Raw genomic sequence first — 20,857 nt, 5'->3', positions numbered from 1 at the left:
TCACTTCTTTCGCAAATATCTAGTATTGTAATTTTGAAGCCAGTTTATATTCTTCATAAGATTTTCTTTGGAGTCAGTTAAGTCTAAATAAAACAATATATTCTCTAGGTCCGCAATCATTTGAGTTAAATCATTTTTAATAACGCTTAATGAAGGTTGCTGGTTTATTAAATCTTTAAGTTTATAACCTGTTATTTTTGCAGCAAGGATTTGTACAATTTTCTCTAAGTCTGACTCGAATAAAACCAACTGACCGTTGCCATTCTTCTTTGCTTTCAATAGATTTAAATTAGAATAGTATCGTATGGAACGTTCAGTAAGTCCGGTCATTTTGTAAACTTCCCCTGTTGTAAGCAACGTAATTCACCTCCACATTACAAGGTTAAAGTATTACGCTACGTTAATGTCAAGTAAAGATAAGTCTAGCCTTCAGCGTACATTAAAAAAACCGAAATCCCTTAAAGTAGGAAAAATCGGTTTTATCTATGTCGAAATCTGCTTAGCGTATGTTTTCCGCGGTTTGTTGGTATGACCCCTTAATTCGTCCTCTATTCGTTTCTCTATGTCTAAGATGGTTTTCCCATCTGTTCCAGGGGTTTTAGACCCTTTATTTGATTGTTCGATAAGCTAATTGAAATATTATTCCTCGACGTGATAATGTCGTATAGATAATGGAATGTTTCTTTATTTTTAGCCTGTTGATGTAAGTCTGTAAAGATGTCAATCATATCATAATAATCCCAGTATCGTAAAGCTTGCACTGTGGCATCATTCCTTTATGAAATGATGTTCCCACGTTCTTACCCGACCGGTGCAATGCACTTTTAAAAAATATTAAAACTATCGCTAGACTCGGGGTTGTTCCTCCACCTTGATTACTAAGGCTTCACCAGTCATCCCCCTACCCTCATAAGGACAAATGCATTTCGTCATAAACTTTTTCCAGCCCCTCTATTAATTCTTGGGCCTGCTTCAATTCTTCTGTAGCAGCCCTGTTTTTTTCCTGATATTGAACAATAACAGCTTCTTTTTTCTCTAACTTCTCGGTTACTTCTCTTACAGAAGATTCCCTTAAAACAACGGATCGTTGAACCATATTAGTAATTAATTCGTAGATTCTTCTTGTATGTACTTCTAATTCATTTAAGTCTTGTCGATATTCTATTGCATCTTCTTTTACAGAATGTGCTTCGGCTAACGCAATAAGTTTTTCAAACCATGCTTTCTTTGAAGCTTCATCTGATGCTCCAAATAAACTTTCTACTTTATCAAAATACTCGTCACTAATTTTTACACCCCATGTTTTATCTGCCATTTTATTGACCTCTTTTCGACGGTTATCTTATTCAAATCAATTATATTACTATGTTAACTAGGTTAATAAAGTTAACTAAAAAGATATATTTATTTCATTTATTGTATCATTCCAATTCCTCTTCATCTATCGTTACAAACGAGAAGAATAGATTTAATTGTTTCTGTTAAACTAAAACTTTAACCTTTTCTCAATACATTACTAACATCTCATTTTAAAAAAATATTAACCTTTTAAATATTATATTATCGATTGATTAACCATATTAACCTAGTTAACTTTTATAAAAAAATAAAAAACTAATAATAAAATAAAATAGCCACTTATTCATATGAACAGGGGCTATTCAGTGCTTGAGAATCGCATTTAAACGAAGCTATCTTTTATTTTGTGCGTAATTGGTCACTCGATGCAAAATAAACGCATTTATTTTTTCGGTGATATTTCAGAGCTACAGTATTCATTTTAAACTCTTCTTCTTTGGTGAACGCTTTCAAGTGCTTGATTAATTGTTCGTTCTACCCATTGGCTCATGGTGATATTCTCTTGTTCGGCTAATTGCTTTACAGTGTCCAACATCTTTATTGGTAGTTCTAAATTCGTTTTACGATAAGCACTCCGAACAACCAAGAAGCCTTCAGCAATCTCAATCGTTCCCTCTTTTATAAAAGGAATAAGCTGGTCTAGTTTAAAAGGAACAGAATGATGGAGGGATATTTCCCCTGCTTTCATCGAAATATACACACCCTGCTCCTGTTCCCGAATCCCTACATTTTCAATTCCCCAAGATTCATACAAAAAGTCAATAAACGGATATAAAATATCCTCCCCTTTAGGAATCTGGATATGAACGTAGCCTTTATAATCTAGTATATCTTTATGGATTTCATAACAAGGTTCTAGGCCATACTTTTCAATTCCTTCATTATATTCTACCCATTTTTGATAGTATGGAAGATAAAATCCCCAGTTTAGATCCTCGTTTTTCATCACTCTGGCAGCTGTACTATCTTGAGATTGAAAGTACTGAAACAGCGCAATGTCATGAATAGAATCATAATATTCATTTTTCCGAACACGCTCAAATTCCAAAGACTGAAACAATTCTTTTGCTTCTAGGAATGCCTTTTCTGAAATAACATAATTCGTTCGATAATTTCCATCACAAGCTATGTGTTATTTATAATTATCGAACACATCATAATAATATACAAGAAAAGGAGGTTAATCATTATCTCAAATGATTAACCTCCTTTTCTTGTATATTACAAATCTCTCATGAAAACCAGTTTTTTCGGAGTGTCACAGTGACCGGTTTTTTGATTCTAAAAATCTCAATAAACTTCGGGCGGTCACAGTGACAGTACTTTAGATTTAAGATAATGGTATACTCCATCTTCATCGCAGGTGAATTCCGTTACATCATCCGCGATTTCTTTGATATGTTCTGGAGCGTTTTTCATAGCGACAGCATAACTAACAAACTGTAACATTGGTAAATCATTATCGCTGTCCCCAATAGCGAGAGTCTCTCCTCCGGACAAACTAAAATGCTGCAGCATCTGTTTTATCCCTGTTGCTTTATTCACGTTTGCAGCCATTAATTCAACATTGTGTTCAGTAGATGAAGAGGTAGTAAAATCCATTACCTGCTTAATTTTATCAAGTTCATTTTTCCAACTATTTATTTGTTTTTTTGTTCTAGCAAAGAAGTAGAACTTTGAGAATTCATTTCCTTCTATTTTATCCATCCATGCTATTTCTTCTTTAATGGAATGCTTACGAGAAAGCCACTCGTTCATACCGACACTGTTTGGTTTCGGTTCTTTTACTTCATTTAAAACATATTGTTGATCTTGTTTTAATATAACTCGGGATGCTCCATAAGGGTAAAGCTCATAATATACTTTATTTTCTCTAGCTTTGTTAATAATAGTTTCCACCAATCTAAGTGATAGTGAATGTTTAAATATAACTTTTTTCCCTACATACCCTGTCGCACCATTTGAGGTAATTAACCCATCAACTTGAAAACCTTTTGGGACTAATCTTTCTATTTCATCCGCATCTCTACCTGTAGCTAGAATAACGTATATTCCTTGATTACGTAATGCATCAATGATTTCCTTTGTTTGAATTCTCACCTTATTTTGGTGATTTAATATGGTACCATCCATGTCCAAGAAAATAGCCTTAGGTTTTAATACCATAATGATTCCTCCTTATATAATTATGTCTAGATACTTCTTTCAGCCATATTGAAAAATGGTAAAAGCAGAGTAATATCATATACTCTGCTTTACTCAATGAGTTTTTAATTAAATATTTTCTACTTTATCAAACCATGGACTTGCTGTTTCTTTTAAAACGGCATTAAGTTCTTCGATGTTTTGTCTGCCTTCTGATCTTAGCCATTCTCGGCCATCTTGTTCACCTTTTTCACCGAAAACATTAACACCATTCTTCCAGGTTGCTCGTCCGCATAATACACCATTAAAGGTAGATCCCGCCTCTTTTGCAAATGTTAATGTATCTTGGAATAACTGCGCTGAAACACCCGCACTTAAAAAGATGAATGGTAACGTCGTAGCATCACTTTGTTCTTTAAATAATTGAAGCGCTTCTTCCCTAGAATGGATAACTTCATCTCCATATCCTTCTACGAATTTCATATTAACAGGAACCTCGACTTTCAGGACGTCCACTTTGTATTGTGGTTTTGAGAATTCCTTCATTGCATCAATCACTTTATGAGGTTTCACCTTGGCATATTCTTTTCCTTTTACATCATCGTTATTGGCATCATAAGTCACAATTTCTAAAAAGAAGGGGATTTCTTCAGCCTCACATTCTGAACCAATTCGCTCCATATATACATGTTTATACTCATTAATTTTTTCTTCTTCATCTACATCATAGTAGAGTAAAAATTTAATAGCATCGGCACCAAGGTCTTTTAGGCGTTTAACAGACCATTCCTCCAATAAATCAGGCAGGCGTCCTGGCTCTGATGCATCATAGCCTGTTTTTTCATAAGCCATGATGAGTCCGGCATCTTGATGTCTTATTTTCGAAGCGGGTAAGCCATATTCAGGATCAAGTAAGATCGATGAAGCAAAAGGTGTCAGTTCCTCCGATACCAATTTTTTATACGTAATGATTCCTTCATCTCCAATCTCCTGATCACTTGCATTAGCAATCATTTTCTTAAGAGATCCACGTTGGTCAATCGCAAGTGCCCCGATTACTCCGTTTTCATTTGATAATCGTTTCAATGCTTCTAATTTATTCTTTTTTAATGATAGCATAGTAGTAGTCTCCCTTTTTAGTAGATTTCGTTTATCTCAACTAAATTAAAATAGTGCAGAAAGTGGTTCAGATTAACGCTTCCGGTCCCAGCTTCTATTGTGTTCAGCATCCCTGCCGTCATCGAGGTTTTGATGGCGGTTTCAATGGATTCACCTCTATTTAAAGAAACAGCTAACCCCGCAACTGTCGCATCACCTGATCCTACTGGATTTACCACATTAATTTTTGGTATAATTGCGTTATAGAATCGATCCTTATATTTAACCAAAGCACCTTTACTTCCCATTGAAACCATCACGCATTCAATATCGTTAAATAATTCATGCGATAATACTTCTTTTAAGAGATTTCTATCATTATTGACCTCTTTCCCAATAAGCTGAGACAATTCAGTATGGTTTGGTTTAATGGCAAAGGGCTTTTCCTTATGAAGAAGTACTTGTTTTAAGGATTCTCCCGAGGAGTCAAGTATCACAGGAACGTCTTTTTTATGACTGATGACTAGCATTTGATGGTAGAAATCATCGGGTAACCCTTTTGGCAGACTTCCTGAAATCGTAACAAATGAGGTCTTTGATAATAGACCTTCAAATTTATCTAAAAATGCTTTGCCTTCTTTTAGGGATAGGGTTGGACCCGATTCGAGGATCTCTGTTTGCATTCCTTCGTGAAGAATGGCAATACAATTTCGTGATTCTTTTTCAGTCTTTAAAAAGTCATTTTTAATACCAGCTTTTTTTAATTCTTGGTTGATAAAATCACCAAGGGTGCCGCCAATAACACCAGTAGCCAGAACATCTTCTTCTAATTGTGAAATAACCCGTGTAACATTTAATCCTTTTCCGCCTGCGGTTTTACTCACATGTTCTATTCTATTAATCTCATTTAATTTAAATTGTTTAAGAGGGTAAGAAATATCAACTGAGGGATTCATTGTGACTGATAAAATCATTTCACTGCCTCTTTCTCGTGTTTTTTCTTTTTTAGCTCTGTTTATGATGAATGTTGATAAATTGCCTTTGGGCCATGTGATCAGCATTTTTCTGCATAAATGGCTGAACGTATGCCCCGAAGGCAATTGCAGCATCAACAAGGATGTTTAACAAAGCCTTTCATTTCATTGCTTATCATCAATCGTGATATTCGCCCCTATCCCATTTTTCTAGGAACTCGTCAAAAAAGTGAATGTCTCCTGTTTGATGATCATTTTCTGGTTCAAGGGACATAATTTTTTTCACTAATTGGTTGTTTTCCTCTGTTTCATCATATTTTGCTTCGATAAAGTGATCGACAATCTCTAGGATTAAATGTTCTCCAGTAATTTTGCCTCCAACGCCAATGACATTTGCATTTAGTTTTTCTTTAGCATATTTGGCCGTGGCAACGTCTCTTACCAATGCTGCTCTTGCTCCTAGTACTTTAGCGGCTGAATTTGTAATTCCTACACCTGTTCCGCAAATCACTACACCTAAATCAGCTTCTCCGGTCGTAACCGCTTCTGCCACCTTTTTCCCATAGATAGGATAATGTGTTCTTGTAAAATCATACGTCCCCATATCAACAACCGTATGTCCTTTAGATTTTAAATGGTCAGAAACTGCCATTTTTACATCTGTTACAATATGGTCACAACCTAATGAAATAATCATCTTATACTCTCCCTCATTCTTTTAATGTAATCTCTCTAAATGGTTTATACGTTTTACATCATTTTGTTTAACATATCTACTCGGATTTGATGGCGTCCCCCTGAGTACTTTGAGTTAATAAAGGCCATCACAATACTTTCAGCCAAGCCTTTACCTACAACTTCGGCCCCCATCGTAATAATAGAAGTGTTATTATGGTCCCTTGTCATTCTTGCTGATCGTTCATCAGAGACTTCCGCACAAACGATGCCTTTTATTTTGGTTGCTGCCATAAAAGAACCCGCTCCATAGGAATCGATCAGAATAGCAAGTGAATCGCTGCCTTCTTTTACTTCATTTGCGACTAAAACAGTTGAATCTACAAAGTCAACGGCTCCATTTGGTGTTTTATCTATTACATCGATGTTTTTTTCTTCTAAGAAAGTTTTTATATGATTTTTCAACTCTAACCCAGCTTTATCTGATCCTAATAATATGTTCATGTCCATTCACCTCATATTTAATAAATTACTTTTACAAACTCTTCTAGCTTAAGCTTCTTTTCTTCGGGAATTTGATCATCGGTTATTAAAGCAGTTACCCCATCCAAATGATAGAAGCTAAAAAAGTCCTGTCCCCAAATTTTGCTATAATCAGCAACAATGTATTTTTCGTGGGCATTATCTAAAATAATGCTCTGTGTAATTCCTTCCTCTTCATTAGCTGTGTAAACTTCATTCCCATGGACGCCATTTGCGCCTATAAAGGCTTTTTTTACATTAATCTTTTTTAATGTATTATTCGCGAAGCTTCCGACAAAGGCTCCAGTTCGAGCTCGATAGCTTCCAGCAATTAAAATAAGATCATAACCTTCGTTTTTATTAAAACGGTTGAAAACATGAATGGAATTGGTCACGATTCTTGCAGGAAATACCGTCAAGAAGTCATACACATACTCAATCGTTGTACCTGGACCGAGAAAAATTGTGTCATTTTCTTCGATTAAGGAGGCAATCGTTCTAGCAATTTGTTGTTTTTCTTCTATATTGATGCCTTGCTTCTCAATATGAGTCAGCTCTTTATCAGAAAATCCATTGACAGCTTTTGCTCCCCCATGAATTCTCTCAACTTGACCTAAATCCTCAAGCAGCTGTAAATCTCGTCGAACAGTCATTTCTGTTACATTTAATAATTCAGTGATTTCTGAGACGCGCACCATTCCATGAGTATTAATTAACTTTAATATGGTTTCTAGGCGTTGCTCTTTAAGCACACTGTCACTCCCTTCTCGATTTGTTTTAAAATGTTTGATTTTGTTCCTTTTCCTAGAATTTATCACCCGAAACGATAAATGTCAAACAAAAGAATAGTGGTGATACAATTAGCGAATAATATATTAACAGTTAATGAAAACGGTTGACAAAAAAATAATCGCTGATTTATAGTTTAAATGTAAACAAAAATAAACAAAAAGGAAAATAATAGAACATAATACAAACAAAAACAAAGCATTTCTATTATTTTCAGTAAGGAGGATTAGATATGAATAAAGAAGAAGTGAGCATGGTAGGTTTCGAAATTGTTGCATTCGCCGGTGAAGCACGTTCCAAATTATTACAAGCTGTTAATGAAGCAAAAAAAGGCTACCTAGATGCTGCAGAAGGACTAGTGAAAGAGGCGAAGGAAAGCTTAACAGAAGCACATAATTCCCAAACCCAAATACTAGCAGCAGAGGCTGGCGGGGAATCCATTGAGTTAGGCTTTATTATGGTACATGCCCAGGATCATTTAATGACTACCTTACTATTAAGTGATATTGTTGAACATTTAATTGACATTTATACGAAGGGATGATTATTTATGAACTCCATGATGAATTCCTTAATTACACAAATAGAAAAAATGAAACCTTTTTTCGAAAAGGTTTCTCGTAATATCTATTTAAGAGCGGTTAGAGATGGCTTCATTTCTGGAATGCCGATTGTCTTATTCTCAAGTATCTTTTTACTGGTAGCATACGTGCCGAATATTTTTGGTTTTTATTGGAGCAAAGAAATTGAAACAATATTAATGAAACCGTATGCATATTCAATGGGAATATTGGGCTTAGTTGTCGCGGCTACTACAGCAAAACATTTAACTGACTCATTTAATCGGGAATTGCCAAAGAATAATCAGATAAGTAATATATCTACGATGCTAGCGGCTATTGTTGGATTTTTGCTGTTAGCTGCTAATCCAATTGACGGTGGTTTTGCAAGTGGATATATGGGATCAACCGGATTACTTACAGCATTTATTACTGCTTTTACTGTAGCTAATATTTATAAAGTATGTATCAAAAATAACGTGACAATCAAATTACCTGAAGAAGTTCCGCCAAATATTGCCCAAACGTTCAAGGATTTAATTCCATTTGCAGTTACAACGATCCTCTTCTGGCTTTTTGACCTGGCATTTAGAAGCTTTTTCGAAATAAACTTTGCGCAGGCAGTTATAGAATTCTTCAAACCTCTCTTTTCAGCGGCTGATGGTTATTTAGGTCTCACGATTGTTTATGGTGCGATAGCATTATTCTGGTTTATCGGCATACATGGCCCTTCAATTGTAGAACCAGCTGTTGCGGCAATTTATTACGTTAATATTCAAGCAAACCTACAAATGTATCAAAACGGGGAACAAGCAGTAAATATTTTAACACCTGGTGTTCAACAATTCGTTGCTACTTTAGGCGGAACTGGCGCAACTTTAGTTATTACTTTAATGTTCGCTTTCTTAGCAAAGTCAAAACAACTAAAAGCTGTTGGTAAAGCTTCTTCCATCCCGGTTCTTTTTGGTGTCAATGAACCAGTATTATTTGGTGCACCGATCGTTCTAAATCCCGTTTTCTTTGTACCATTTATACTTGCACCGATTGTAAACGTTTGGCTTTTTAAATTCTTTGTTGATGTTTTAGGTATGAATTCATTCATGTATGTCTTGCCTTGGACAACTCCTGGTCCACTTGGAATCATCATGGGTACTGGATTTGCCGGTTTTGCCTTTCTCTTGGCCATTCTATTATTAATAGTAGACTTTCTTATTTATTATCCATTCTTCAAAGTTTACGACAAGCAAAAGGTTCAACAAGAACTTGAAGAAAATAATCATCCTGTCAAAGAAGTAATTGCTCCGAAAAGCGAAACAGTTGTACTTGAAGTTAAACAAGACATAATAACAGATGAGAAAAATGTTTTAGTCCTTTGTGCAGGCGGTGGTACAAGCGGATTATTAGCTAATGCCTTAACAAAGGGTGCAAAAGAATGTAATGTTTCTATTTCAGCTGCGGCAGGAGCCTATGGATCACATAATGATATTTTGAAAGATTATGATTTAGTTATTTTAGCTCCACAGGTTGCATCAAACTATGAAGTGCTAAAAAAGGATACCGATCGTTTAGGAATCAAATTGGTATCTACAGGTGGTAAAGAATATATAGATTTGACTAGGAATCCTGAAAAGGCATTAGCTTTCGTATTAAGCCAATTAGCATCATAAGAGGAGGATATTAAATTGGAACATATCAAAAAACAAGCATTTCCTAAAGACTTTTTATGGGGAGCGGCTTCTGCAGCTTATGAAATAGAAGGTGCATGGAATGAGGATGGGAAAGGTCCTTCAGTTTGGGATGTCTTTTCTCATATTCCCGGCAAAACACTAAAAGGAACAAACGGTGATGTTGCAGTTGACCATTATCACAGATATAAAGAAGATATTCGTTTAATGGCTGAAATGGGTCTGAAAGCGTATCGATTCTCTGTAGCATGGAGCCGGATTTATCCTAAAGGGTACGGTGAAGTGAATGAGAAAGGACTTCAATTTTACGATGATATTATTAATGAATTAATCGCCAATAAAATTGAACCTGTATTAACCATCTATCACTGGGATATCCCTCAAGCTCTAATGGATGAATATGGAGCATGGGAATCAAGAAGGGTCATTGAGGATTTTAAGAACTTCACCATTACCTTATTTAAACGGTATGGAGACCGGGTTAAATATTGGGTTACATTAAACGAACAAAATGTCTTTATTGGTCACGGATATGAGGCCGGCATTCATCCGCCGGGTGTACAGGACAGAAAACGAATGTATCAGGCTAACCATATTGCGAATCTTGCTAGCGCAGCTGCTATTAGTGTATTTCATGATTATGTACCAGATGGAAAGATTGGTCCAAGTTTTGCTTACTCGCCATACTATCCATTAGATTCTAAGCCAGAAAATGTATTAGCAGCAGATGAAGCGAATGATTATAACAATTATTTTTGGATGGATGTCTATGCGTTTGGCAGATATCCTAAGAGAATGTGGCGATACTTGGAGGAAAATGATTTACTGCCTGAAATTGAAGAAAGCGATTGGCAGTTACTTGAGAAAGCGAAACCAGACTTTATGGGAGTAAACTACTACCGGACAGAAACAGTTGTTGCCAATCCACTTGATGGAGTTCAAATGAACCATGCATTTAATAACACGGGTGAAAAGGGAACAACTCCTGAGAAAGGGATTCCTGGCCTGTACAAAATAGTAAAAAATCCGTTTACAGATGCAACAAATTGGGACTGGACCATTGATCCAACTGGTTTACAAGTAGCAATTACCAGAATTACAAGTCGATACAATCTTCCGGTTCTTATTACAGAGAATGGATTAGGGGAATTCGATACGGTTGAAGATGGCAGAATTCATGATGACTATCGAATTAAATATTTGCGTGATCATGCGAAGGCGATTCAAAACGCTATTGCGGATGGTTCCGAGGTGATTGGCTATACACCTTGGTCTTTAACAGATTTACTCAGCTGGTTAAATGGTTATCAAAAACGATATGGATTTGTATATATTGACAGAGATTTTGATGATAACGCATCAATGGAGCGTATAAAAAAGGATAGCTTCTATTGGTATAAAGAAATCATCAAGTCTAACGGGGAAAAATTAACTTCTGATGTTCAAGCATTAATTTCAGAAGGGTTAGCGAAGTAATTTCATTAGAAAATTTTTATAAACAGAAAACAAAAGGACTGGGTTTTTTCTCGCAGTCCTTTTCCTATCCAAGTAGGGTTTTCCAGCTCCTAGATGACGCAAGCAACTAAGTATTTATGATTAATATTCAACGATAGGATGATGAAAATGGAAGGTTTAATCTTTGCAATTGATTTGGGTGGAACATCAACAAAATTGGCTATTCTAACGAATGAAGGAGGTTTTGTGCATAAATGGCAAATTCCAACGGATACAAGTGAAAAGGGTCAAAATATTTTGCCTCATATTAAAGAGGCTTTTTATCACATTTTAATAGAATTAGATCTGAACTTAGAACAATTTATAGGTGCAGGGATTGGTGCTCCTGGTCCTGTAATGAATGAGGGAGTTATAACAAAAGCGGTTAATTTAGGATGGACCAATTTCCCGTTAAAAAGCCAATTAGAAAATCTCCTATCTATTCCTGTCTTTGTAGGCAATGATGCAAATTGTGCTGCCTTAGGAGAGATGTGGAAAGGAGCAGGAGAAGGATTAAAGGAATTAATATGCATCACATTAGGTACCGGTGTCGGTGGTGGTGTTATCACAAAAGGAAATATTGTAGAAGGAATAAAAGGTGCTGCTGGTGAAATTGGTCATATGACAGTAAAATTAGAAAACGGCCAAATGTGTAACTGTGGTAAGACAGGATGCTTAGAAACGATAGTCTCTGCAAATGGAATCTTGCATGTAACCAAAGAAAAGTTAAAATCCTGTAAAACAGAAACGAAACTAAGAAAAATAAAAGATGAAGAGTTAACTGCCAAAGATGTATTTGATTTGGCCGCTCAAGCTGATGAACTAGCATTAAAAATAGTGGATGAGGTTTCTTTTTATTTAGGTTATGCACTAGGAACCTTGAGTACCGTTATAAATCCTGAAGCCATTATCATTGGCGGTGGAGTTTCCAATGCAGGTGAAACATTAATTAAGCCAGTAATAAATTATTATCAAAAGTTTGCATTTCCAGCATCATCTTCGAATACGAAAATATTACGGGCAACTCTTGGAAATGATGCTGGAGTTATTGGTGCAGGTTGGCTAGTTACAAATGCAAGTTCAAGCATTAACCTTTTTACTAGATAATCTCAACTAGATTACTATTGATATAAGAGGAAAAGAAAAAACTTTTCCTCTTATACTGCAAATCTTAACTACTTCGGGTTGACCACTGTGACGGTTCCGGAGAACCTTCCCCCGCATTTCTTCAAAGTGTGAAACAAGGTTTTTCGGGGCGTCACAGCGTATCGAAGGTCCCCCCATTTATGCGTAGAGTTCAGCTCCTGATACAACACCTATACCTTGAATGCTGAAAATGAAGGCTCCTTTTATTTGAACAAATAAACCTTCGATTTTTCTTTTTAAGATTTTAATTTGGTCACTTAAAAAGTGTAATTGGTCTAGTTTTTGAGCCAAAAGGAAGATTTCTGTTTCTACCTTTTCTCTAGGCTTAGAAATGGATGTCTTGGCAAAATCTAATAGAAGTTGAATACATGAATCCCTTAGCTTTAAGTTTTCACGGACCGAAAGGTCTCGTTATTCCTGTTCCCCAAGCTCTAGAATGTCACTAGGATGCGGATAATATCGCATGAGATAACAAGGAGCTTTCCCAAAATTTTTAGAAAAGGGCCGGACATGTTTTCACTTTCCATCTTTCCATATAGATTTACTCTGAAACTTTCGAAAGATATGTATGATCCATATATACAAGAATTAGATTCTCGGTGGAGCTCCTTTCATTGACAAGTTCCCTGCGGGCATGTATTAATTTTTGTAGGTCATGAACCTTCCCTGTAGGCAGTTCATTAAAGGTGCCCCGGCCATTAATCATGGATTGTAGAATAGCCATAAGGTTCACATTATCTGTTTTTGACCAGTTTAAAAGGGCTTTTCTTTCCTCCACAGTAGTACAGCAATAATCGTACGAACATGATATCCTTCTAACTGACAAAGAAGAACTAGGTCCTAATAGTGACCAGTAGTTTCAATTCCTAAAACAATTTCTTTCATGTAATATCGATCTTTTACCGTTTTAATCTGTTGCCTTACCAGATCCAACCCTATCAATGAGTCAAAATTAAAAAAAATGGGACTTGGTCTTGCTTCGACCTAGTTACCACTTTTTCATAGACTTATTAATTGTTTATGACCTATACTTTTAGTAGGGGTAGCGTCAGGAAAATGCGGATTTACAACGTAAAGGATATCAAAATATAAAAAGTCTAATTTCTCGGTGTTATAAGTGAAAAATTAGGCTTTAGTTACTTCATTAAAGCGCTTGATTGTTGAAGACTAAAGTTTATATTCATCAAGAAAATTGATGTGCTCTTATCCTAACAAATTTTATTTAGGACTTACATGTATGCCTTCACTCTCTCGCCAATCTGCATAGAGTATACGCTTTACATTATTATATCCATTAGTAGTTAATTGGTTATCTAACCACTGTTGATCAAATCCGAGTTCATGTAAATTATCCCATAAAATTTCCCCATCTATAATTAACGATGTTGGGACGTCTACTGGACTTTCTGGAAGATTGAGATCTTGCTTGTCTGGTTTTTGATACTTGGAATTTAATAATAGTGTTGTGTAAATAACTATTTATAAAGAGTAAAAAATGAACAAACGCCAACACCTTGAACTTAGGGTTTGGCGTTTTCTCTATACGAATTACAAATAGGCCATTGACCCCTCTCTATTTGGGATGGCTAGACTTCCATTTTATAGTCTAATAAAATTTTCCTTAAATCCTGTCTCGGTATTTCCAAATTAATTGTCACCCGTATAAGTTCGTCCTCTTTATCACTTTCCCGATCCGACAATTCGATTTCGCGATCAGATTGAGTGGACAACTCCACACCTTCCCTCACATCGGAATTAACGTCTTCTTTACCACTTATTGATTCTCCATACAACATTTCCCACTGTTCATATAAGTTTTTTGCTGTGTGATATTCATCAAGATCAGCTTCTGTATCTATCTGTAATTTTTCTTTCAACCCACGACATGACTCTTCCCATTCCTCTAAGGTCTTCAAATCAAATAATTTTGAAAACCTTGGTTTCATTCTTTCCCAATGCAAATAAATGTTATCACACCATTTCAGCAACTCTTCACGATATTGTATTTCTTCTACTTCTTCCACTCCTCTTCATCTCCCGACCATAATTTTCATCCATAATATTCAAAAAACAATCGACATGTTTAAAAGTACAAATAGGTAAATTTCGTTAATGCTTCTGGTTATGAAAAGGTAAGTGGCCTCCGGTAATTGATAATAGACTTATCAAAAGTAAATTATTCAAAATGACACAAACCTTTTATTAAAACATCCTTGTTAGTGATTTTTACCTATTTGATAATAACAATTTCATCATATGCTCCGCGATTGTCCAATGACTAGACAGTTGCCTAATTGTTATTAATTGGAATTACTTGGTCAATAATCATTGCTTTTAAAATTCCAAGTGCAAAGGCTTGTAGTTATTCCACCAGATGAAATAGTTATAGCCGAAAGAAAGAAAGTTTCTGTTGAAACGAATAAACCCCCAAGACAAATAACAAAAACATCCATAATGAGAATGATGATCCCAACATTAATTTTAATGAATTCAGAAAAGTACTGGGCTAATAAATCTGTTCCACCTGTGCTTGTCTCGAAGCGAAGCATAAGACCAATGCCAAAACCAATGAATACACCACCTGTAAATGAACTAAGAATTGGTGAAAATTTTATAGGAACTTGATTAACGTTATGAAAAAGGTCAATAAAAAATGATGATAAAAGCATACCGTGCAAACTATTAAAAAAATATGAACGATACTTAAACCAAGCTAGAGCAAAAATGGGGATGCTCAATACCATTATCGTGAACCCGGCGTTTGTATTTAATAAATAACTAATAATTAAACCTAGGCCAATAATTCCGCCATCTAAAACTTTGTTTGGTATTAAAAAAGTATTTATTCCCAACGCTATTGACATGCTGCCTACAAGAATAGCAACTGCTTTCATAAAATATGGCATTTATTAAGAACTCTCCTGTCTAAATGGACGTGTTCTATGTATATGCCAAAAACGTTAGCATTATAGACAACTTTTACTTCACTGAATATAACTTCTGAAGTGCAAGTAGACGCAACATAAGCGCAAAAAAACGATAACTAATAACCCTAGCCCTTGTAGGTCAAGTAACCCTGTTTAAAGGAAAATGTCTATTAATGATACAAAAAAACTACCCGAGGTGAGGCAGTTTTTGCAGATAGACATTAAATTTATTCAATTATAATATATGATATAGGTGCATTCCCAGTTTACTCCCTTTATTTTACACTAGGCGATAACATAAATACGATTTTGATACTTCTGCTCTTTCCCTACTAACGAATAGGTATCACGACTTCCTTCTAGAGTATTTACATCATTTGTAGCAGAATATTTAGTTGAAAAAATTTCCTAGCGTTTTTAAATTTAACGGCTGAAGAAAAACTTTCTATATATACATATACCCGAATCAATTTTAAAAAAATATTTTTCCAAAGATTTTATTTTCAAGATTCGACTTAATGATATTATATAAAAAAATGGTACTACTTTTTTGTTATGTGTCTTAAGATCATCCAAGATAGCGAAATAAACCATTATCCTTTTAAAATAGGCATCACTTTATCAATAGCTTCTTGTAGTTTTTCACTATTTTTACTATACATTTGCTTAGCTTCTTTTGATTCGGTTCCAAGAGCAAACAGCTCTAAGTCTGCTTGGCACTTTTTCATGGTCGAAAGAATTAAAGGTCTTTCTTGAGTAGATGCGACTTGTAATTGATCGTCAAACAGGTCAACTGTTAACTCTCCATAGGAATTAACTTGTCCAAGAAAAACATTTTCTACCGTTACACCAAGTTTTTCTAATTCAGTGTGTAACCAAGCACGGCTTCGTCCAATCGTCGCAAGTGGTTCATCCATTATCACACCATCCATAATAACAGTCTGAGACTCTTTAATTGAAGCAACCGTCAAGTTTAGATCCTTTGCTGTTAATGGTTGGTTTTCTTTCTTTAACATGACGGATAAATCCCCTGTTGCCTCTAATACAGCGAATTCTACATCAGACACCTGATAAACATCCTTCTTACGAAGTAATTCTAATAATTCATCTGTCGTGTATCTTTCCTTTTTTAAATTATCTTCCATGATTTTCCCATCTTTTATAAAGACAGTTCCTGTTCCTTCTACAAAATCACGGAACTTTTTACTTTTTAAGGAAAGCAAACCAGATAAAAAGGGTATTGTTGCAAAAATGACAATTCCAATGATTCCATGAAAAATGTTCTGTTCCAGTCCCATAGCAACTTCAGCACCTATACTTCCAATGGAAATACCAGTTACATATTCAAAGAAAGATAATTCAGAGATTTGCTTTTTCCCTAACCATTTTGTAATAAAAAATAAAACAACAACAAAGAATATTGACCTTACGGAAATAGTTAATTTTGACCTCATCCTTGCCATTGCTAGCAACATGAATGAAGGTGTTAATTTGTTCTATTTCTTCAATTTCATTCTCATTATCCACACTTTTTTTGGAAATTGCACAAAAATCTCTAAGATCTTTAGTCACCTGTTTACTACCTTTTATGTAAGGAACAAATTTACTGGTGATGAATCCAGCTATTTCATCATGAATTTGTTGGCCGTTTTTTGCGTTTACTACCCATTTTGCAATTAATCTGTTTAAATTAATAACAATTTGCTCGTTTTTCTCCGCTAAGGTCTGTAAAAGTGCTTTTTCAGAAAACCATTTATTGTCCTTCTTTATATCTTCAATTCTGAGTGCATGCAACAGGCAATTGATTATGAGTCTACGATATTCATTGACATCGGGGTTTTCAATCCGATTAATAGCATCTATGTACTCCTGCAGCGAACTATAACTAACTCTTATGTTTTTACTATTTCCTTTATTAAATGATGGATAATAGCTAGGAAGTGTTATTTGCCCTTCTTTATGAATTTTACCAACTCGACCTATAGCTTTAAAGACCTTCCTGTCTTTTTGAAGAAGGTTGTTCTCAATAATCAGTTCAGCGAAAGTTGGCAATACTTTTTCAATGTTATTATCGTTAAGCACTATGATGGTAGGTTCAATATTTTGGATGGCCTCATTACCTGTGATTCTTTGTGGGTCAACGCTTACATTGTCAATACATTTTGCAATTGCTGATGATAATCGCTTACTCTCAGTTAGGGAAAGGGACCTCTTATCTGGCTTCCAACTTGATTCTTCGTTTGGACTTTCAAATATCGCTTGATTTGTATCACCAATCCGTTGAATTATTACTTTATTAATATCAAAGACTTGGTTTAACAATTTCATTTGAATCGGTGAAGTATCTTGCATTTCATCCATAAATAAAAATTTAAATCTTGCTGAAATCACATCACGAATTTCTGGGAATTCTTTTATAAATTTAAATGCCATAACATATGCATCTCGATAGGAAAGGATCCCTTTCTCTAAAAGACCTTTCTTTAAATCTTTTAAATATTGAAAAGTGGGTGTTGTCTCACTATAGACATCTTCTAGTTTTTTCGCTCCCAAATATATAATTCCGTCTTCTTCATATTCAAAAACGAGCTTTTGCAATAGGTCTTCAAGTGGAAATTTACGTTCAATATTTTGTCTGTATCCCCGTGGAATTTTATAAAACAATTTTTTGAAATTTTCAAGATATGTATCCACATCAATACTATAAACATTACCTAGAAAAAAATGTTTGTACGAAGGAATCGCCAAATACTTGTTAACAAACACCTGTATAGTTGAAATATGATTTGGATATTGAAACAACTTGCTTCCCTCTTGTTGTGAACTTCTATTTTTAATTTCATTTACTCCAACATTTGTATGAGTTAATACACAAATGCCCCTATTGTTTTCTAGGGGAAGTTTCTCTTCAAGAATTAAAAGTTTGGCAATTAAAGAAGTCGTTTTCCCACTTCCAGGACAGGCTTTTATATCCACCGTTTCGAGATTTTTTATCACAGTCCTGTGGCTTTCATTAAACGTACTTCCGTTAGGAAAAAGAATTGTTTCAATACAATCTATATCCTCATTCGTAATCTCAACCAATTTTGCCACCTCCTTGGGAAGTCGCATAGTTGATTGCATTAACCAAGTATTCAATATATTTATCTTCCAATATAAGCTTTTTTAACCATTTTTTATCTTTATATTGTTCAAGTAAACTAGCAAAACATTGTCCTATGATTGCTTTAGAGACTTTATTGTTCTTTTTGGTTATGATGTTTTTATAAATATCATAGGCAACTTGAAAATCATTATATCCATTTTCATTCCAGGTGGCTTCAAGGTTTATTATCTCCTCTTCTACTGTTTCGCCTTTCTTATCTGTTAAACCATACTCGTCACTATTTTGAATCTTTTTTGCTTGTAAAACTGCCTTAACCAGCAACGGCCGGAGTCCACTTAGTGCTATATCATGTTCTAATGTCCAAAATGGTGAAATGAATGTTTTAACCATTTGACCATCTATCCGTTGCTTAATACTACTTACTTTTTCTGTCCGTTTCTCATAATAGGCTTCACCTAGTCCTTCATCGCCTATGTACGCTTCAGTATCAATATCCAAATCTGTTATACATGCTACAGGGATCGTAAATTGCCCTTCTTTAATATTCTTACGTCTGAAAATCCTTGAGTACCTTAAAAATGCCGTGCTACCTACATTTAATACGGTTACGCCATACTGTGAAAGAGGTTTGTCTATTACCCTGCTTAATGCTGGAATGATCAGGTTTTCTGCATCTCCCTCAACCATAATCACCCCTTGAGCAAAAAACATATCGGCCTTTGTTGCATCCAAAAATCTTTCTAGAAATAAATAATCTCCTTTTAACAATTCAGTTTCATCTGGTCGCATTGAAAAAATATTGTCATTGTTACAAATAAAGAGATTCTCTAATTTGATTTTAGACGACAATACTGTGCTGTGTGTGGTTAGTAAAAGTTGAATGTTCGAGCTTTCTGCTTCTTCCTGTAAATATTCAATAAGTCTTATTTGAGCTTGGGTATGTAAATGCGCTTCTATTTCCTCAATTAAAGCTATCTTCAATCCATCGAACTCTTCTCTTTTTAACAATAAAAGTTCTGTAGCGATAAACAAAATGTTGTTAGAGCCTAATCCAGGTTTTTCGCTAGAAAACTGTAAACTTAAACGTTCAAGTATATATCTTAGTTTTAGGTCCGAAACTTTAAAACCTGATTCAAGAACATTATTTTTATTAGAGAACTTTTCAAGGTAACTGTTAATTTCCTTTAAAAGATTTTTGCCTTCTTGATCTGGCAGCTCACTTTGGTCCATATTTTTTCCTTTGAAATATAAATCTATTTTATTGTTAGCTTCCTTAAAAGTCTCGACTAAAAAGTGACTATCTTCATCTTCGAAAGCAGAGTGGCTACTCAGTATTTGAGATAATCTTGAGTTTTTTCTTGGTGCAAGTTCGGTATTTGCATCTCTTAAGGGTTTTAAATATGTAGCCTTTATTCGATTTCTAGCCTCGCTGTTTAATAACTTTGCACCCTCGCCCTTTCCTGCTTTAACATCATAAAAAATTTTCTTACCCTGTCTTTTTGCGTTATATGTAAGATGAAGTACATATTCCGTTTTTCCATTATTCTTTTCGAATGACAACCATTCTAAGAGATGTTTGGCTTCATCCAATGATAAATCTCTTATAATACAAGAAATCTCTATAGTAGATGCCCTATTACTTTCGGAGGTGGATCCATTAGGGATATGGAAATCATCGATTTCTATTTTATTGAAATCGTTACTTTGAGTGCCAAGCACTAGTTTAATAGCGTCTATTACCGTTGTTTTCCCAGAATCATTTTCCCCAACAAATAAATTAAATCCCTTATTTAATTTTAAATGAAGACCTGATTTCCCAAACTTACGAAAATTTGTTATCAAAATTTCTGAAAGGTACATTTCTCCTACTCCTTTTAAACTATTATTATTAAGTTTAGCTATAAATAAGAGCCTAGTAAATATTTATCCATTTATAGAATACTTCGGGCTGCTTTCAGATGTCATGCTTCATCATAGTAATTATTACAGTAATAGATGTCGATTAAACTACCTATTACAACAACAAAAGGGAAACCCAGTATCAACTTACAGGCTTCCCTTTTAGTATGATTGACGGAACATGTTTGAACATTTATCTTTCCATGTATATATCTACTATATAGATTTCATATTCATCTTCTTTAAGTATGTACCGAACATTATCAATATCTGTAATAAAATTTGCCTTCATATCAGCCTCTTGTTCTATTATTACGACATTAATCCTAGGGTGCTATGACGGATTTTAGGTTCAGGCACTGGCTCTTTTCTTATTTTTGCCTGTTTAATCTTAGGATTTGATTTTGCAAACTTTAACAAAGATGAGTTAAACATTGTGATATCTACGATCCATTCTTTTTTAGGGTATTTTTGTGTC

At 34.8% G+C, this 20,857-nt stretch carries 19 protein-coding genes; 4 read left to right on the top strand and 15 right to left on the bottom strand.

Annotated features, from left to right (window positions below):
* From MKX65_RS09830 to MKX65_RS09790, 9 genes are all read right to left on the bottom strand, one after another.
* Complete coding sequence (locus MKX65_RS09830; protein ID WP_121446696.1) at positions 1–357, bottom strand: MerR family transcriptional regulator; 357 nt, start codon at positions 355–357, stop codon at positions 1–3.
* A gap of 550 nt (positions 358–907) precedes the next feature.
* Entirely contained in the window at positions 908–1,315 is a 408-nt protein-coding gene (locus MKX65_RS09825; RefSeq protein ID WP_340903440.1) for a hypothetical protein, read from the bottom strand.
* Positions 1,316–1,780: 465 nt separating this feature from the next.
* A complete protein-coding gene (locus tag MKX65_RS09820; RefSeq protein ID WP_340903438.1) occupies positions 1,781–2,419 on the bottom strand; it encodes a hypothetical protein in 639 nt (212 codons plus the stop codon).
* Positions 2,420–2,667: 248 nt separating this feature from the next.
* Positions 2,668–3,525, bottom strand: a complete 858-nt coding sequence (locus MKX65_RS09815) for an HAD family hydrolase (protein WP_000243342.1) — start codon at positions 3,523–3,525, stop codon at positions 2,668–2,670.
* Between the two features lie 108 nt (positions 3,526–3,633).
* Entirely contained in the window at positions 3,634–4,623 is a 990-nt protein-coding gene (gene lacD / locus MKX65_RS09810; RefSeq protein ID WP_000949804.1) for a tagatose-bisphosphate aldolase, read from the bottom strand.
* 17 nt (positions 4,624–4,640) lie between these two features.
* On the bottom strand, positions 4,641–5,576 hold the full coding sequence (locus MKX65_RS09805) for a hexose kinase (protein ID WP_000603954.1): 936 nt from the start codon (positions 5,574–5,576) through the stop codon (positions 4,641–4,643).
* 178 nt (positions 5,577–5,754) lie between these two features.
* Positions 5,755–6,273: a galactose-6-phosphate isomerase subunit LacB gene (gene lacB, locus MKX65_RS09800; RefSeq protein ID WP_000587219.1), complete on the bottom strand. Its 519-nt coding sequence runs from the start codon at positions 6,271–6,273 to the stop codon at positions 5,755–5,757.
* A 53-nt stretch (positions 6,274–6,326) separates the two neighbouring features.
* Positions 6,327–6,755: a galactose-6-phosphate isomerase subunit LacA gene (lacA, locus tag MKX65_RS09795; RefSeq protein WP_340903432.1), complete on the bottom strand. Its 429-nt coding sequence runs from the start codon at positions 6,753–6,755 to the stop codon at positions 6,327–6,329.
* A 17-nt stretch (positions 6,756–6,772) separates the two neighbouring features.
* Positions 6,773–7,525, bottom strand: a complete 753-nt coding sequence (locus tag MKX65_RS09790) for a DeoR/GlpR family DNA-binding transcription regulator (RefSeq protein WP_340903430.1) — start codon at positions 7,523–7,525, stop codon at positions 6,773–6,775.
* Positions 7,526–7,794: 269 nt separating this feature from the next.
* Between MKX65_RS09790 and MKX65_RS09785 the strand changes: the two genes are divergently transcribed.
* The 4 genes from MKX65_RS09785 to MKX65_RS09770 all read left to right on the top strand — a co-directional run bounded on the left by MKX65_RS09785 (position 7,795) and on the right by MKX65_RS09770 (position 12,408).
* The gene (locus MKX65_RS09785; protein WP_340903428.1) at positions 7,795–8,106 is read left to right on the top strand and encodes a PTS lactose/cellobiose transporter subunit IIA; all 312 of its coding nucleotides are present in this window, start codon (positions 7,795–7,797) and stop codon (positions 8,104–8,106) included.
* Positions 8,107–8,124: 18 nt separating this feature from the next.
* The gene (locus tag MKX65_RS09780) at positions 8,125–9,789 is read left to right on the top strand and encodes a lactose-specific PTS transporter subunit EIIC (protein ID WP_340906208.1); all 1,665 of its coding nucleotides are present in this window, start codon (positions 8,125–8,127) and stop codon (positions 9,787–9,789) included.
* 15 nt (positions 9,790–9,804) lie between these two features.
* Complete coding sequence (locus tag MKX65_RS09775) at positions 9,805–11,283, top strand: glycoside hydrolase family 1 protein (protein ID WP_340903426.1); 1,479 nt, start codon at positions 9,805–9,807, stop codon at positions 11,281–11,283.
* A gap of 147 nt (positions 11,284–11,430) precedes the next feature.
* Entirely contained in the window at positions 11,431–12,408 is a 978-nt protein-coding gene (locus tag MKX65_RS09770; protein ID WP_000398674.1) for an ROK family glucokinase, read from the top strand.
* A 1,257-nt stretch (positions 12,409–13,665) separates the two neighbouring features.
* Here MKX65_RS09770 and MKX65_RS09765 read toward each other — a convergent pair.
* From MKX65_RS09765 to MKX65_RS09740, 6 genes are all read right to left on the bottom strand, one after another.
* Positions 13,666–13,920 carry a YetF domain-containing protein gene (locus MKX65_RS09765; RefSeq protein ID WP_223254541.1) on the bottom strand — a complete coding sequence of 85 codons (255 nt, stop codon included), beginning with the start codon at positions 13,918–13,920 and terminating at the stop codon, positions 13,666–13,668.
* A gap of 113 nt (positions 13,921–14,033) precedes the next feature.
* Complete coding sequence (locus MKX65_RS09760) at positions 14,034–14,471, bottom strand: hypothetical protein (protein ID WP_160549868.1); 438 nt, start codon at positions 14,469–14,471, stop codon at positions 14,034–14,036.
* A 294-nt stretch (positions 14,472–14,765) separates the two neighbouring features.
* Positions 14,766–15,353, bottom strand: coding sequence for a YitT family protein (locus MKX65_RS09755; RefSeq protein WP_116354726.1), 588 nt, complete (start codon positions 15,351–15,353; stop codon positions 14,766–14,768).
* Positions 15,354–15,967: 614 nt separating this feature from the next.
* Positions 15,968–16,828: a DUF421 domain-containing protein gene (locus MKX65_RS09750; RefSeq protein WP_340903424.1), complete on the bottom strand. Its 861-nt coding sequence runs from the start codon at positions 16,826–16,828 to the stop codon at positions 15,968–15,970.
* On the bottom strand, positions 16,734–18,458 hold the full coding sequence (locus MKX65_RS09745; RefSeq protein WP_340903423.1) for a UvrD-helicase domain-containing protein: 1,725 nt from the start codon (positions 18,456–18,458) through the stop codon (positions 16,734–16,736). Before MKX65_RS09745 ends, MKX65_RS09750 begins: the two co-directional genes overlap by 95 nt.
* Positions 18,451–20,340 (bottom strand): ATP-dependent nuclease, encoded by a 1,890-nt coding sequence (locus MKX65_RS09740; protein ID WP_340903422.1) that lies wholly within the window; start codon positions 20,338–20,340, stop codon positions 18,451–18,453. The genes MKX65_RS09745 and MKX65_RS09740 overlap by 8 nt, the downstream gene beginning before the upstream one ends.
* Positions 20,341–20,857: the final 517 nt, after the last annotated feature.

This window comes from Robertmurraya sp. FSL R5-0851 (assembly GCF_038002965.1).
Classification (GTDB): Bacteria; Bacillota; Bacilli; order Bacillales; family Cytobacillaceae; genus Robertmurraya_A; species Robertmurraya_A beringensis.
This window is presented reverse-complemented; position numbering and strand designations above follow the sequence as displayed.

Coding starts and splice junctions, on each gene's coding strand:
- MKX65_RS09780 (WP_340906208.1), top strand. CDS start 8,125: ATGAATTCCTTAATTACACAAATAGAAAAAATGAAACCTTTTTTCGAA.
- lacB (WP_000587219.1), bottom strand. CDS start 6,273: ATGATTATTTCATTAGGTTGTGACCATATTGTAACAGATGTAAAAATG.
- MKX65_RS09805 (WP_000603954.1), bottom strand. CDS start 5,576: ATGATTTTATCAGTCACAATGAATCCCTCAGTTGATATTTCTTACCCT.
- MKX65_RS09785 (WP_340903428.1), top strand. CDS start 7,795: ATGAATAAAGAAGAAGTGAGCATGGTAGGTTTCGAAATTGTTGCATTC.
- lacD (WP_000949804.1), bottom strand. CDS start 4,623: ATGCTATCATTAAAAAAGAATAAATTAGAAGCATTGAAACGATTATCA.
- MKX65_RS09815 (WP_000243342.1), bottom strand. CDS start 3,525: ATGGTATTAAAACCTAAGGCTATTTTCTTGGACATGGATGGTACCATA.
- MKX65_RS09770 (WP_000398674.1), top strand. CDS start 11,431: ATGGAAGGTTTAATCTTTGCAATTGATTTGGGTGGAACATCAACAAAA.
- MKX65_RS09750 (WP_340903424.1), bottom strand. CDS start 16,828: ATGAGGTCAAAATTAACTATTTCCGTAAGGTCAATATTCTTTGTTGTT.
- lacA (WP_340903432.1), bottom strand. CDS start 6,755: ATGAACATATTATTAGGATCAGATAAAGCTGGGTTAGAGTTGAAAAAT.
- MKX65_RS09825 (WP_340903440.1), bottom strand. CDS start 1,315: ATGGCAGATAAAACATGGGGTGTAAAAATTAGTGACGAGTATTTTGAT.
- MKX65_RS09740 (WP_340903422.1), bottom strand. CDS start 20,340: ATGTACCTTTCAGAAATTTTGATAACAAATTTTCGTAAGTTTGGGAAA.
- MKX65_RS09755 (WP_116354726.1), bottom strand. CDS start 15,353: ATGCCATATTTTATGAAAGCAGTTGCTATTCTTGTAGGCAGCATGTCA.